Source organism: Citrobacter sp. wls711, from assembly GCF_005281055.1.
Lineage (GTDB): Bacteria > Pseudomonadota > Gammaproteobacteria > Enterobacterales > Enterobacteriaceae > Citrobacter > Citrobacter gillenii.
The window spans coordinates 37,214-49,831 of record NZ_SZXC01000023.1 but is presented as its reverse complement, the minus strand read 5'-3'; the positions used below and the strand labels follow the sequence as shown (position 1 = coordinate 49,831).

At 54.0% G+C, this 12,618-nt stretch carries 16 protein-coding genes; 13 read left to right on the top strand and 3 right to left on the bottom strand.

The window, feature by feature from the left end:
* Positions 1 to 45 precede the first annotated feature (45 nt).
* Positions 46 to 642 carry a 16S rRNA (guanine(966)-N(2))-methyltransferase gene (rsmD, locus tag FDW98_RS08775; RefSeq protein ID WP_096759222.1) on the top strand — a complete coding sequence of 199 codons (597 nt, stop codon included), beginning with the start codon at positions 46 to 48 and terminating at the stop codon, positions 640 to 642.
* Positions 632 to 907 carry a DUF1145 family protein gene (locus FDW98_RS08770; RefSeq protein WP_096759221.1) on the top strand — a complete coding sequence of 92 codons (276 nt, stop codon included), beginning with the start codon at positions 632 to 634 and terminating at the stop codon, positions 905 to 907. Before rsmD ends, FDW98_RS08770 begins: the two co-directional genes overlap by 11 nt.
* Positions 908 to 973: 66 nt before the next feature.
* Here the strand turns inward: FDW98_RS08770 and FDW98_RS08765 are convergent, their stop codons facing one another.
* Positions 974 to 1,345: a DUF2500 domain-containing protein gene (locus FDW98_RS08765; protein WP_096759220.1), complete on the bottom strand. Its 372-nt coding sequence runs from the start codon at positions 1,343 to 1,345 to the stop codon at positions 974 to 976.
* Between the two features lie 141 nt (positions 1,346 to 1,486).
* Here FDW98_RS08765 and FDW98_RS08760 point away from each other — a divergent pair, with 141 nt between their 5' ends.
* The gene (locus FDW98_RS08760) at positions 1,487 to 2,113 is read left to right on the top strand and encodes a lysoplasmalogenase (RefSeq protein ID WP_096759219.1); all 627 of its coding nucleotides are present in this window, start codon (positions 1,487 to 1,489) and stop codon (positions 2,111 to 2,113) included.
* Between the two features lie 75 nt (positions 2,114 to 2,188).
* On the top strand, positions 2,189 to 4,399 hold the full coding sequence (zntA, locus tag FDW98_RS08755; RefSeq protein WP_096759218.1) for a Zn(II)/Cd(II)/Pb(II) translocating P-type ATPase ZntA: 2,211 nt from the start codon (positions 2,189 to 2,191) through the stop codon (positions 4,397 to 4,399).
* Positions 4,400 to 4,500: 101 nt separating this feature from the next.
* Here zntA and tusA read toward each other — a convergent pair whose 3' ends face one another.
* Positions 4,501 to 4,746, bottom strand: coding sequence for a sulfurtransferase TusA (gene tusA, locus FDW98_RS08750; RefSeq protein WP_003827551.1), 246 nt, complete (start codon positions 4,744 to 4,746; stop codon positions 4,501 to 4,503).
* Between the two features lie 169 nt (positions 4,747 to 4,915).
* Here tusA and FDW98_RS08745 point away from each other — a divergent pair, with 169 nt between their 5' ends.
* Together FDW98_RS08745 and FDW98_RS08740 are read left to right on the top strand one after the other, a co-directional pair.
* Positions 4,916 to 5,581, top strand: coding sequence for a 7-cyano-7-deazaguanine/7-aminomethyl-7-deazaguanine transporter (locus tag FDW98_RS08745; RefSeq protein ID WP_096759217.1), 666 nt, complete (start codon positions 4,916 to 4,918; stop codon positions 5,579 to 5,581).
* 72 nt (positions 5,582 to 5,653) lie between these two features.
* On the top strand, positions 5,654 to 6,211 hold the full coding sequence (locus FDW98_RS08740) for a DcrB family lipoprotein (protein ID WP_096759216.1): 558 nt from the start codon (positions 5,654 to 5,656) through the stop codon (positions 6,209 to 6,211).
* Between the two features lie 3 nt (positions 6,212 to 6,214).
* On the opposite strand, the gene FDW98_RS08735 is transcribed toward FDW98_RS08740, so the two are convergent.
* Positions 6,215 to 7,432, bottom strand: a complete 1,218-nt coding sequence (locus FDW98_RS08735; RefSeq protein WP_096759215.1) for an MFS transporter — start codon at positions 7,430 to 7,432, stop codon at positions 6,215 to 6,217.
* A 132-nt stretch (positions 7,433 to 7,564) separates the two neighbouring features.
* Here FDW98_RS08735 and FDW98_RS08730 point away from each other — a divergent pair, with 132 nt between their 5' ends.
* The 7 genes from FDW98_RS08730 (at position 7,565) to FDW98_RS08700 (ending at position 12,614) form a co-directional block, all read left to right on the top strand.
* Positions 7,565 to 8,614 carry an AI-2E family transporter gene (locus tag FDW98_RS08730; RefSeq protein ID WP_096759214.1) on the top strand — a complete coding sequence of 350 codons (1,050 nt, stop codon included), beginning with the start codon at positions 7,565 to 7,567 and terminating at the stop codon, positions 8,612 to 8,614.
* Positions 8,615 to 9,029: 415 nt separating this feature from the next.
* Positions 9,030 to 9,407, top strand: a complete 378-nt coding sequence (locus FDW98_RS08725) for a hypothetical protein (protein WP_137398837.1) — start codon at positions 9,030 to 9,032, stop codon at positions 9,405 to 9,407.
* A gap of 68 nt (positions 9,408 to 9,475) precedes the next feature.
* The gene (locus FDW98_RS08720; RefSeq protein WP_096759212.1) at positions 9,476 to 10,537 is read left to right on the top strand and encodes a class I SAM-dependent methyltransferase; all 1,062 of its coding nucleotides are present in this window, start codon (positions 9,476 to 9,478) and stop codon (positions 10,535 to 10,537) included.
* A gap of 40 nt (positions 10,538 to 10,577) precedes the next feature.
* Entirely contained in the window at positions 10,578 to 11,300 is a 723-nt protein-coding gene (locus FDW98_RS08715; RefSeq protein ID WP_096759211.1) for a beta-ketoacyl synthase chain length factor, read from the top strand.
* The gene (locus FDW98_RS08710; RefSeq protein WP_096759210.1) at positions 11,297 to 12,112 is read left to right on the top strand and encodes a 1-acyl-sn-glycerol-3-phosphate acyltransferase; all 816 of its coding nucleotides are present in this window, start codon (positions 11,297 to 11,299) and stop codon (positions 12,110 to 12,112) included. Before FDW98_RS08715 ends, FDW98_RS08710 begins: the two co-directional genes overlap by 4 nt.
* Positions 12,093 to 12,350, top strand: a complete 258-nt coding sequence (locus FDW98_RS08705) for a phosphopantetheine-binding protein (RefSeq protein ID WP_096759209.1) — start codon at positions 12,093 to 12,095, stop codon at positions 12,348 to 12,350. Before FDW98_RS08710 ends, FDW98_RS08705 begins: the two co-directional genes overlap by 20 nt.
* Before the next feature lie 12 nt (positions 12,351 to 12,362).
* Entirely contained in the window at positions 12,363 to 12,614 is a 252-nt protein-coding gene (locus tag FDW98_RS08700) for an acyl carrier protein (RefSeq protein WP_096759208.1), read from the top strand.
* Positions 12,615 to 12,618 lie beyond the last annotated feature (4 nt).

Sequence of the window (12,618 nt, the reverse complement as noted above, 5' to 3'; positions counted from 1 at the left end):
ACCGCCTGGAATGACATGCTATAGGCGGATTGAGCAATAATAGAAATGAAAAAACCGAATCACTCAGGCAGCGGCCAGATCCGCATTATTGGCGGGCAATGGCGCGGCCGTAAACTCCCGGTTCCGGACAGCCCGGGTCTGCGACCCACTACTGACCGTGTCCGCGAAACGTTGTTTAACTGGCTGGCACCAATGATGGTCGATGCCCAGTGTCTGGACTGCTTTGCTGGCAGCGGTGCGCTGGGGCTGGAAGCACTCTCCCGTTATGCCGCAGGCGCAACGCTTCTGGAAATGGATCGGGCGGTGTCTCAGCAGCTACAAAAAAATCTCGTCACGCTGAAGGCCAATCACGCCCGCGTCGTCAACACCAATACGCTGGCGTTTCTGGCTCAGGCAGGGTCGCCGCATAATGTAGTGTTTGTTGACCCGCCGTTTCGTAAAGGATTACTGGAAGAAACATTAACGCTTCTGGAAACGAATGGCTGGCTGGCAAACGAGGCGTATATTTACGTTGAGAGCGAAGTCGAAAACGGCCTGCCGCCGGTTCCGGTTAACTGGTCGTTGTATCGTGAAAAAGTCGCCGGCCAGGTTGCCTATCGCCTGTATCAACGTGAAGCACGAGGAGAACACCATGCTGATTAACCTGGGACGCCTGCTGATGCTGGGCGTCTGGGCATTCTTGCTGCTCAATCTTTTTCAGCCCTTCCCGCGCCCGCTCAATATCTTCGTTAACGTGGCGCTGGTGTTTATGGTGCTGATGCACGGCATGCAGCTGGCGCTGCTAAAAAGCACCCTGCCGAAAGACGGCCCGCAGATGACCACCGGCGAGAAAGTGCGTATTTTCCTGTTCGGCGTGTTTGAGTTGCTGGTGTGGCAGAAGAAGATTAAAGATCAGTTGAAGAAGTAGCCGTGATCTTTTCGCCCGGCGGCGCGTTGCGAGTCGGGCCCACAGACTTGTAGGCCGGATAAGGCATCAGCCGCCATCCGGCAGTCGTTGGGTAAAATCAACAAAGCGCGACCCTTTGTAACTCAGCGTGCCTTTATCGCCGACCGTTAACGCATGATACTGCTGTGCATCCAGGCGAAAGGTCTGCTCCATTCCCCCGCTAAGTGACTTAAAGCTCGCTTCATAACGCATGCTGGTACCCGCTGGGGTCACTTCCTGCTGGCGCGAACGTCGGTCATTCAGCGGTTTTTCCCGCTTATTGCTCACCACAACCTGCTTTTGCACCAGTGGCGCGGCATCATTATCCGCTTTTTCCCGGCGCTGCTGGACAAAGCGAAACGACGCGGCGACAACGATTAATACAATGATAACAATGAAAAAAAGGGGTGGCTTACTCATTTTATTAACCCATCAGAAAATGCGGAAATAAGCATACCCTGCCTGTTATGGTGTTGTCATCTGGCGGTATCGGCCTCTACACTGGACAGAAGAGCCGTAGGCACCCCGCTTACGAAAAAATAACGAATTCAAGGAACTAAGATGCTTTGGTCGTTTATCGCTGTTTGTCTTTCCGCATGGCTGTTCGTGGATGCGTCCTATCGTGGCCCCACCTGGCAACGCTGGGTCTTTAAACCCCTGACATTATTGCTGCTGTTGCTGCTGGCCTGGCAGGCGCCAATGTTTAATGCCATCAGCTATCTGGTGCTGGCCGGCCTGTTGGCCTCGCTGCTCGGCGATGCGCTGACGCTGTTGCCGCGTCAACGTCTGCTGTACGCCGTAGGGGCGTTTTTCCTGTCGCATTTGCTCTATACCATCTATTTCGCCAGCCAAATGACGATGTCATTCTTCTGGCCTCTGCCGCTGGTGCTGCTGGTGTTGGGTGCCCTGCTGATCGCCGTGATCTGGACGCGGCTGGAAGAACTGCGCGTCGCCATCTGCACCTTTATCGGCATCACTCTGATGATGGTCTGGATGGCTGGCGAGCTGTGGTTCTTCCGCCCAACCGCCCCGGCGCTGTCGGCATTTATGGGTGCCTCATTGCTGTTCATCGGCAATATTGTCTGGCTGGGTAGTCATTATCGCCGCCGCTTCCGCGCCGATAACGCCATTGCCGCCGCCTGCTACTTCGCCGGACATTTCCTGATTGTACGTTCACTGTACCTTTAAAAACGCTTGACTCTGGAGTCGACTCCAGAGTGTATCCTCCGGTTAATACGAAATGATTATCAACCGGAGGATGCCATGTCGACGCCCGATACCAATGGCAAAAAGGCCCCACAATTTTCTTCATTCAAGCTCGCACCAGCACCGCAGAAGGTTGATGACTGCTGCAGTGAAGGCCGTTGTTCTACAGCCACACCCTCACCCACGCCCGTATCCAATACGGTGGACGGCACGCGCTATAGCTGGAAAGTCTCAGGCATGGATTGCGCCGCCTGCGCGCGTAAAGTTGAAAATGCGGTCCGCCAGGTCAGCGGCGTCAACCAGGTTCAGGTGCTGTTCGCTACCGAAAAACTGGTGGTCGATGCCGGGGGCGATATTCGCCAGAACATAGAAAACGCGGTGCAAAAAGCGGGCTATACCCTGCGCGATGAGCAAGCACCGGAAGCCGCACCCGAGTCGCGGTTTAAAGAAAATCTGCCGCTGATCACGCTCATCGTCATGATGGCGATTAGCTGGGGGCTGGAGCAGTTCAATCATCCCTTTGGTCAGATGGCGTTTATCGCCACGACGCTGGTCGGGCTGTATCCCATTGCCCGTCAGGCGCTGCGCCTGATGAAAACCGGCAGCTACTTTGCCATTGAAACGTTAATGAGCGTCGCCGCCATTGGTGCGCTGTTTATTGGTGCCACGGCGGAAGCCGCGATGGTACTGCTACTGTTTTTAATTGGCGAACGCCTGGAAGGATGGGCTGCCAGCCGCGCCCGCAAAGGGGTCAGCGCGCTGATGGCGCTAAAACCCGAAACCGCAGTCCGCCTGCGCAATGGCGAGCGCGAAGAGGTGGCCATTAACAGCCTCCAGCCCGGCGACGTGATTGAAGTGGCCGCAGGTGGGCGCTTACCCGCCGATGGCAAACTGGTCTCCGGCTTTGCCAGCTTTGATGAAAGCGCCCTGACCGGCGAATCTATTCCGGTCGAACGCGCCACGGGCGATAAAGTCCCGGCGGGCGCCACCAGCGTTGACCGCCTTGTCACGCTGGAAGTCCTGTCTGAACCAGGCGCCAGCGCCATTGACCGCATCCTGAAGCTGATAGAAGAAGCCGAAGAGCGTCGGGCCCCTATTGAGCGATTTATTGATCGCTTCAGCCGCGTTTACACTCCGGCCATTATGGCAATCGCCCTGCTGGTCACTCTTGTTCCCCCACTGCTGTTTGCTGCTTCCTGGCAGGAGTGGATTTATAAAGGGCTGACGCTGCTGTTGATTGGCTGCCCGTGTGCGCTGGTGATCTCAACGCCTGCCGCAATTACCTCCGGGCTGGCGGCGGCAGCGCGGCGTGGGGCGCTGATTAAAGGCGGAGCCGCGCTGGAGCAATTAGGCAGAGTCACTCATGTGGCATTCGATAAAACCGGTACCCTGACCGTGGGTAAACCGCGCGTGACGGCGATTCATCCGGCGAGCGGCATCAGCGAGTCCGAACTGCTGGCGCTGGCGGCAGCGGTTGAGCAAGGTGCCACGCACCCGCTGGCTCAGGCGATTGTCCGTGAAGCACAGACCCGTGAATTGACCATCCCGGCAGCACAAGCGCAGCGGGCGTTGGTGGGTTCGGGTATTGAAGCGCAGGTCAACGGCGAGCGGATACTGATTTGCGCAGCGGGCAAACAGCCTGCCGAAGCCTTTGCCGGACAGATTAGCGAACTGGAAAGTGCCGGGCAAACGGTGGTACTGGTGCTGCGCAACGATGCGGTGCTCGGCGTGCTGGCCTTACAGGATACACTGCGTGACGACGCCCTGACCGCCATCAACGAGCTTCATCAGTTGGGCGTAAAAGGCGTGATCCTGACCGGGGATAACCCACGTGCGGCGGCAGCAATTGCCGGTGAGTTGGGGCTGGAATTCAAAGCAGGCCTGCTACCGGAGGATAAAGTTCGGGTAGTGACCAGCCTGAACCAGCAGTCCCCGCTGGCGATGGTTGGGGACGGGATTAACGACGCGCCGGCAATGAAAGCGGCCACCATCGGCATTGCGATGGGAAGCGGCACCGACGTCGCGCTGGAAACGGCGGATGCCGCCCTGACCCATAACCGCCTGCGCGGCCTGGTGCAAATGATCCAACTGGCACGCGCCACACACGCCAATATTCGCCAGAACATTGCCATTGCGCTGGGTCTGAAGGGGATTTTCCTGATAACCACGCTACTGGGGATAACCGGATTGTGGCTGGCGGTGCTGGCAGATACAGGGGCAACGGTACTGGTGACCGCCAACGCGCTGCGGCTGTTACGAAAAGGGTAGTGCCTGTTTCTCGCCTGATGGTGCTTCGCTTATCAGGCCGACTGGTTGTTCGTCATTCGTAGGCCGGATTAGGCGCTTGCGCCGCCATCCGGCAAACAAGCTTACTGACCTTTGCGCACTAAATAGCGGTACGGCAGAGAGTCGGTCTCTTTGGCCACCAGCTCATGTTCCATAAACGTACAAAAGCCGGGAATGTCGCGGGTTGTCGCCGGATCGTCCGCGACAATCAGCAGCGTTTCACCGGCCTGCATGCCGCGCACAGTTTTACGCACCATCATCACTGGTTCCGGGCAGCGCAGCCCTTGGGCATCAAGGGTATGGTCGGGAGAGGTAAACAAATCGCTCATCGTTGTCTCGTTCAATAAAAAACGGCGTTATTTTACGCTCTGTTGGTCAGTAAGCCAATCAGGTTAACGATTGCGTGAAAAACAACCATTGCAAAGCCCTGTTAAAGCAGTATCATGCGACCGTTTTATTGGGTTCCCTCACCCCAATTCTTGACTAAAAAGGTACAATATGACTCCGTTTACACAAACTCAGCGCGTAAAAGCGTTGTTCTGGCTATCGCTATTCCATCTACTGGTGATCACATCCAGCAACTATCTGGTACAACTGCCGATCACCATCTTCGGTTTCCATACCACATGGGGCGCCTTTAGCTTTCCGTTTATTTTCCTCGCCACCGACCTGACCGTTCGCATTTTTGGCGCACCGCTGGCACGACGCATCATTTTTGCGGTCATGATCCCCGCGCTGTTGATCTCCTATGGGGTTTCCGCGCTGTTTTATATGGGGTCCTGGCAAGGATTTGACGCGCTGCTGCACTTTAATCTGTTTGTCGCCCGTATCGCCGCCGCCAGCTTTATGGCCTACGCACTGGGTCAAATTCTGGATGTGCACGTCTTTAACCGCCTGCGTCAAAACCGCCGCTGGTGGCTCGCACCTACCGCCTCCACGCTGTTTGGCAACATCAGCGATACGCTGGCCTTCTTCTTTATCGCCTTCTGGCGTAGCCCGGATGCCTTTATGGCCGAGCACTGGATGGAAATCGCGCTGGTCGATTACTGTTTCAAGGTGCTGATCAGTATTATTTTCTTCCTGCCGATGTACGGTGTGTTGCTGAATATGTTACTGAAAAGGCTGGCAGATAAATCCGAAATCGCGGCATTACAGACGAGTTAAAGGTTCATTTTCCGAGTTGTGATAAGATGGACGAATGAGCCGTTATGGCCGTTTATCGAAAGGAAGAAGTCAATGCGCAATCTGGTTAAATATGTCGGTATTGGCCTGCTGGTTATGGGGCTTGCGGCCTGTGATAATAGCGATACCAAAGCGCCAGCCGAGGGTGCTGCCGCACAAAGTAACGCCGCCGGACAACCGGTCAGCCTGCTGGACGGCAAGCTCAGTTTTTCCCTGCCAGCAGATATGACCGATCAGAGCGGCAAGCTGGGTACTCAGGCCAACAATATGCACGTGTATTCTGACGCAACCGGCCAGAAAGCAGTGATTGTGATTGTCGGTGATGACACCAGTGAAGACCTGACCGTGCTGGCCAAACGCCTGGAAGATCAGCAGCGTAGCCGTGACCCGCAGCTGCAGGTCGTCACCAACAAGTCGATTGAGCTGAAGGGCCATACCCTGCAGCAGTTAGACAGCATCATCTCCGCCAAAGGCCAGACCGCTTACTCTTCTGTGGTGCTGGGTAAAGTGGACAACCAGCTTCTGACCCTGCAGATCACGCTGCCTGCTGACGATCAGCAGAAAGCGCAGGCGACCGCAGAGAACATCATTAACACGCTGGTTATCCAGTAACGGTTAAGACGATGACACGGCCTCCGCAGAGTCTTCCGGGGGCCGTTTTTTTAACCGCCAGGTCAGCAACAACGCCACCGCCACCAGCCCGGCTGCCGCCAGATAAATAACCGGTACGCCCGCCCACGTCATCACCAGTCCCGCCAGCGGCCCGGTAATCCCCAGTGAGAGATCCATAAATACCGTGTAGGTCGCCAGCGCAGCGCCCTGATTCTGCTGCGGCACCGCTTTTACCGCCACCACGCCCAGCGCCGGGAACACCAGCGAGAACCCCGCACCTGCCAACAGAACACCTACTTTTGCCATCCACGGCAGATCCGCCATCCCTACCAGCAGCAGCCCAACTATTTCCACGCTAAAGCAGATCATCGCCACATTTAACCCGCCTAAGCGGTTAATACCGTTTGGGAATAACAGGCGGGTCCCGACAAACGTACAGCTAAACAGCGTCAACGCGAATGCCGCGCCGTCCCAGCCTTTAGCGTCATAAAACAGCGTGATAAAGGTGGCGATCACCCCAAAACCAGCGGAAGCCAACGCCAGCGCCATACCGTACAACCAGACGCGCCCGAGCACCGCGCGAAACGGCATCGGCTTGCCCTTGCTGGCCTTCACCGCCGGACGTGGCAGCGCCAACAGTATTGCTAACAGAGCCACCGCCATGATGGTCAGCGCCAGTCCCTGCAAACCACCCCAGGCGTAACACAGCACGCCCAGCGGAGCACCTATCGCCATCGCCCCGTAGGTGACGATACCGTTCCATGAAATCACCCGCCCAATGTGTATTGAGCCCACCACACCCACGCCCCACAGCGTTGAACCGGTACCGGCAAAACTTTGCCCAATCCCCAGAATCACGCGCCCGAGGCACAGCAACAGTAAGCTCACCATCGGCCAGCCGCTGGTTGTTCCCGCCAGCAAATAGCCCAGGCCACTTAAAAAACAGCCGCACAGCCCGAACACGACAATCTTTTTCGGCCCCAGCAGATCGGCGTATCGCCCCGCATGCGGGCGGCTCAACAAGGTGGCGAAATACTGCAGGCTGATCACAAGCCCAGCCCAGAAGGCGCTAAAACCCATAACATCATGAACATAGCCGGGTAGCACCGCGAGCGGCAAGCCAATAGTCAGGTAGCTGGCGAAGTTAAACATCACCACCGAGACAATGCGCAGATTGAGACGAAATCCGTTAAGCGCCGGTTCAGCGACGGGTTCGGGCATGAAGGGTCACCACATTTTTACAACAGTGTTTCATTTCTACCATGTTGCCGGGCAGAAATCAGCAGACAGTTTAGGAATATAGGTCGTAAGCCAGCCGCTACACTTAGAGCAAAACGTAAAAAGGAAGAACACATGACAAGCGCTCAGCCTGATAAAACAGGTTTGCATATTTTGCTCAAACTGGCCGCCCTGGTGGTGATCCTCGCAGGTATTCATGCGGCTGCCGACATTATTGTGCAGCTGCTGCTGGCCCTCTTTTTTGCCATCGTCCTGAACCCGCTGGTGACCTGGTTTATTCGCCGGGGGCTGCGTCGCCCGATTGCCATTACGCTGGTGGTGGTAGTGATGCTGTTCGTGCTCACCGCGCTGATCGGCGTTCTCGCATCTTCAATCACGGAATTCATGGACATGCTGCCAAAGTACAACAAGGAGCTGACGCGCAAGGTCCTCTACGTGCAAGAGATGGTGCCCTTTCTTAACCTGCACATGTCGCCAGAACGTCTACTGCAACGTATTGACTCCGACAAGCTAATGACCTTCACGACCACGCTGATGACCGGGCTTTCAGGCGCAATGGCCAGCGTCTTCCTGCTGGTAATGACGGTGGTGTTTATGCTGTTTGAGGTGCGCCATGTTCCTTACAAGCTGCGCTTTGCGCTGAATAATCCGCAGATCCATATTGCGGGTCTGCACCGTGCATTGAAGGGCGTTTCTCACTACCTGGCGTTAAAAACATTGCTCAGCTTATGGACCGGGGCTATCGTCTGGCTGGGACTGGCGCTAATGGGCATTCAGTTTGCGCTGATGTGGGGCGTACTGGCATTCCTGCTTAACTATGTACCCAATATTGGCTCGGTGATTTCCGCCGTCCCTCCTATGCTGCAGGCGCTGCTGTTCAACGGGATTTACGAATGCGTGCTGGTCGGCGCCCTGTTTCTGGTCGTACATATGGTGATTGGCAATATCCTCGAGCCGCGTATGATGGGCCATCGTTTAGGCCTGTCGACGCTTGTTGTCTTCCTGTCCTTACTGGTATGGGGATGGCTGCTCGGCCCGGTCGGCATGTTACTTTCCGTGCCGCTTACCAGCGTGTGTAAAATCTGGATGGAAACTACCAGGGGTGGCAGCAAGCTGGCAATTTTGCTTGGCCCCGGTAGACCGAAAAGTCGATTACCGGGATAAACTACCAGACAAGGTAGTTTATCTATTAAGAATAAGATGGTAATAACGCAGATATTACCATCTTAACTTAAATAAAAAACCAATATACAAAGTAAAACCATAATAACTAAAATAAAAAATCTTCCAAAAACACATCTTCGGCACTAACCCCTATATTTAAAAACCATTTAAATTGATGCGTTTAGCTTGATAACGTATACTTCGCGCCAATCATGTTGCTGCAAAATTTTCTACTGAAGAAAATCATAAAATATTAAGACATCATGCCGCCAGCACCGGGTTATCTGTCATGTGGAATACAACTATAATTTAGCTTAAATAAAGATACAGATGATGAAAGGCGAAAAATAATTTCATCACTTATTATTTCAATCGTATAAAAATACCGTGATAGGGAGTTTTAATGAAACAGTATATTAAGTGGTTTGCCGCTATTGCGGTTGTCGGCGCGCTGGCAGGCTGCGCGCGTACTGCGCCGATCGATCAAGTTCACTCAAGCGTTAGCGCGGGGCACACTCAGGACCAGGTTAAAAATGCCATTCTGAAAGCCGGCATTCAACGCCAGTGGATCATGACGGAAGTTAACCCTGGGGTGATCAAAGCTCGTCAACAGACACGCGATCACGTGGCCGAAGTCCGTATCACCTACACCGCGACCAGCTACGACATCAAATATGACAGCAGTCTTAACCTGCAGGCTTCAGGCGGAAAAATTCATAAAAACTATAACCGTTGGGTGCGCAATCTGGACAAAGACATTCAGGTCAATCTGGCAGCCGGTGCCAATCTGTAATTATGCCTAAAGTCGGGTCGATAAGGCCCGATAACCTCACTATCTGCCACTCAACAGGTTGTTCCCACATGTACGAACAGGACTCGCTCAGCGCACTGGATGCTATTACTGAAGCACAACGTATCGCATTTGCCCCTATGCTTTTTCAAACCGCGTTGTGCCTGCGAAATGCGGGAGTACTGACCTGGCTGGATAAGCAAGGTAAACGCGGCGCTACGCTCGACGAAATTACCGAAAACAGCACCATCAACGAATATGCCGCCAGCATATTGCTGGATATGGGATTAAGTGGGCGCATCATTACCCACAAAGAGGGATATTATTACCTCGCCAAAATCGGTCATTTTCTTTTACATGACACGATGACCAGAGTGAACATGGATTTCACTCAGGATGTTTGCTATCAGGGCCTGTTCTATCTGGAAAATGCGCTGAAAGAAGGTAAACCCGCCGGATTAAAAATATTTGGCGACTGGCCAACCATTTATCCCGCCCTGTCGCAATTACCGCTGGCGGCGCGTGAAAGTTGGTTTGCTTTTGATCATTACTATTCAGACGGGGCATTTGACGCGGCATTACCGTATGTATTCGCCAATGCTCCTGCAACCCTGTACGATGTCGGCGGAAATACCGGAAAATGGGCATTACGTTGTTGTCAGCATGATGACAATATCGCCGTCACGTTATTAGATTTACCACAACAAATTGCGCTGGCCCGTGAAAATATCGAAAATGCAGGATTATCTCATCGCATAAAGTTCCATGCTGTGGATATGCTTAGTGACTCGCCTTTACCCGCAGAGGCTGATATCTGGTGGATGAGTCAATTCCTGGACTGTTTTTCCCCGGAGCAAATTATCGCCATGCTGAGCAAGATTGCTGGCGTAATGAAACCCGGTGCCAAACTCTGCATTATGGAACTGTTCTGGGATGCGCAGAAATTTGAAGCGGCCTCATTTAGCCTGAATGCGTCTTCGCTTTATTTTACCTGTATGGCGAACGGCAACAGTCGTTTCTACAGCGTAGAGAAGTTTTATCACTATCTGAACCAGGCAGGTTTTCAGGTAGATGAACGCCACGATAACCTGGGCATTGGGCATACTTTATTGATATGCCAGAAGAAAAAATAACAAACAACTGGAATAACCGATTTATCGCGGACGCGCGTTGATGAAATTTGCATTAAACATTACCGACTGGCAGGCAAAAGCTCCAGGATTAAGCGAAGCGGCACAGTGGCATGAATGGTCACGGCTTTCGCACACCATCGATCCAGCCGCGCCACAGGGAAAACTCAGTGAATTACCGATGATGACCGCCCGCCGCCTCAGTTCGGGTAGCAAGCTGGCCGTCGAGTGCGGGCTGGCAATGCTCCGTCGTCATGCGATCGATGCTGTCCTCTATACCAGTCGTCACGGTGAACTGGAACGTAACTACCGCATCCTGCACGCATTGGCGACAGAGCAGCCGATCTCTCCGACCGATTTCGCCCTGTCCGTGCATAACTCTGCCGTCGGCAACCTGACCATCGCCGCAAAAAAACCGATCGTCTCCTCCTCGCTCTCAGCAGGCAAAGACACGTTCCAGCAAGGGTTATGCGAAGTGATGGGCCTGCTACAGGCGGGATATCAGCGGGTGTTAATGGTCGATTTCGATGGTTTCCTGCCTGAGTTTTATCACCCGCAGCTGCCTGCTGACATGCCGACCTGGCCATTTGCCGTCGCGTTGGTTATTGAACCAGGTAATCAGTGGCGGTGTGAAACCCGCCCATACCGCGACCACGGCGAGTCCACGTTGCCGCAAAGCCTGCTGTTTTTACAACACTATCTGCGAGATGCCCCGGCGTTTACGCTGACGGGTGAACGCGTACAGTGGCAATGGAGTCAGGGATGAGCGCGGTGTTCCAGCCCCTTAACCGGGCATGGCGACTGGTGATGACCGGTTTATGCTTCGCCCTGTTTGGCATCGGTGGACTGCTCCTTTCCACTATCTGGTTTAACGTATTGTTAATCACAGTATGGAATAATTCCAGACGTCGGCGCATTGCCAGACGCAGCATAGCCGCCAGTTTTCGTCTCTTTTTAACGGTGACGAAGAGGCTTGGCGTGCTGGATTACCACATTGAAGGGCGTGACGTTTTGCTCAAGGAACGAGGATGTCTGGTCGTCGCCAACCATCCGACGCTCATCGACTATGTGCTACTGGCTTCGGTCATGGCAGAAACAGACTGTCTGGTGAAAAGCGCACTCCTGAAGAATCCGTTCCTCGGCGGCGTAGTCCGGGCGGCGGATTATCTGATTAACAGCCAGGCTGATGCCCTGTTGCCCGCCTGCCAGCAGCGGCTGGAACAAGGCGACACAATATTGATTTTCCCCGAGGGGACACGCACGCGCCGCGGTGAGGAAATGACGCTCCAGCGTGGTGCGGCAAATATCGCCGTGCGCTGCCACAGCGACTTACGCATAGTCACGATTAGCTGCAGCGAGCAAATGCTTGATAAACAAAGCAAATGGTATGACATTCCACCGGCTAAACCCGTGTTTACCATTTCCGTCCGCGCACGGGTAAAAATCGACCAATTTTACGATGCAAATTCACAAGAACCGGCGCTGGCCGCAAGGCAGTTGAACCGGCATCTTTTGCTTCAATTACAACCAGGTACGTTACCTCTTTCAGGAATTAATGATGCAAGCGCTTTATCTTGAAATCAAAAATCTCATTATAACGACATTGAATCTCGACGAACTTACTGCTGACGATATTGAAACCGACGCAGCGCTGTTTGGCGATGGCTTAGGGCTGGACTCCATCGACGCCCTGGAGTTAGGCCTGGCGGTGAAAAATGAGTATGGCGTGGTTCTCTCGGCTGAGAGCGAAGAGATGCGCCAGCACTTCTTCTCCGTCGCCACGCTGGCATCTTTCATTCACGCGCAACGTGCCTGAGGAAAGTCCGTCATGACTGAACAAAAAGCCATTTACGAAGAAGTCTCCGCGCTGCTGGTTAAGCTGTTTGAAGTCGACCCGCAGGACATTAAGCCCGAGGCGCGCCTGTACGACGATCTGGAACTGGACAGCATTGACGCTGTTGACATGATCGTGCATCTGCAAAAGAAAACCGGCAAGAAAATCAAGCCGGAGGAATTTAAAGCGGTGCGGACTGTGCAGGATGTCGTCGATGCGGTAGAACGCCTGCTCAAAGAAGCATAACGCA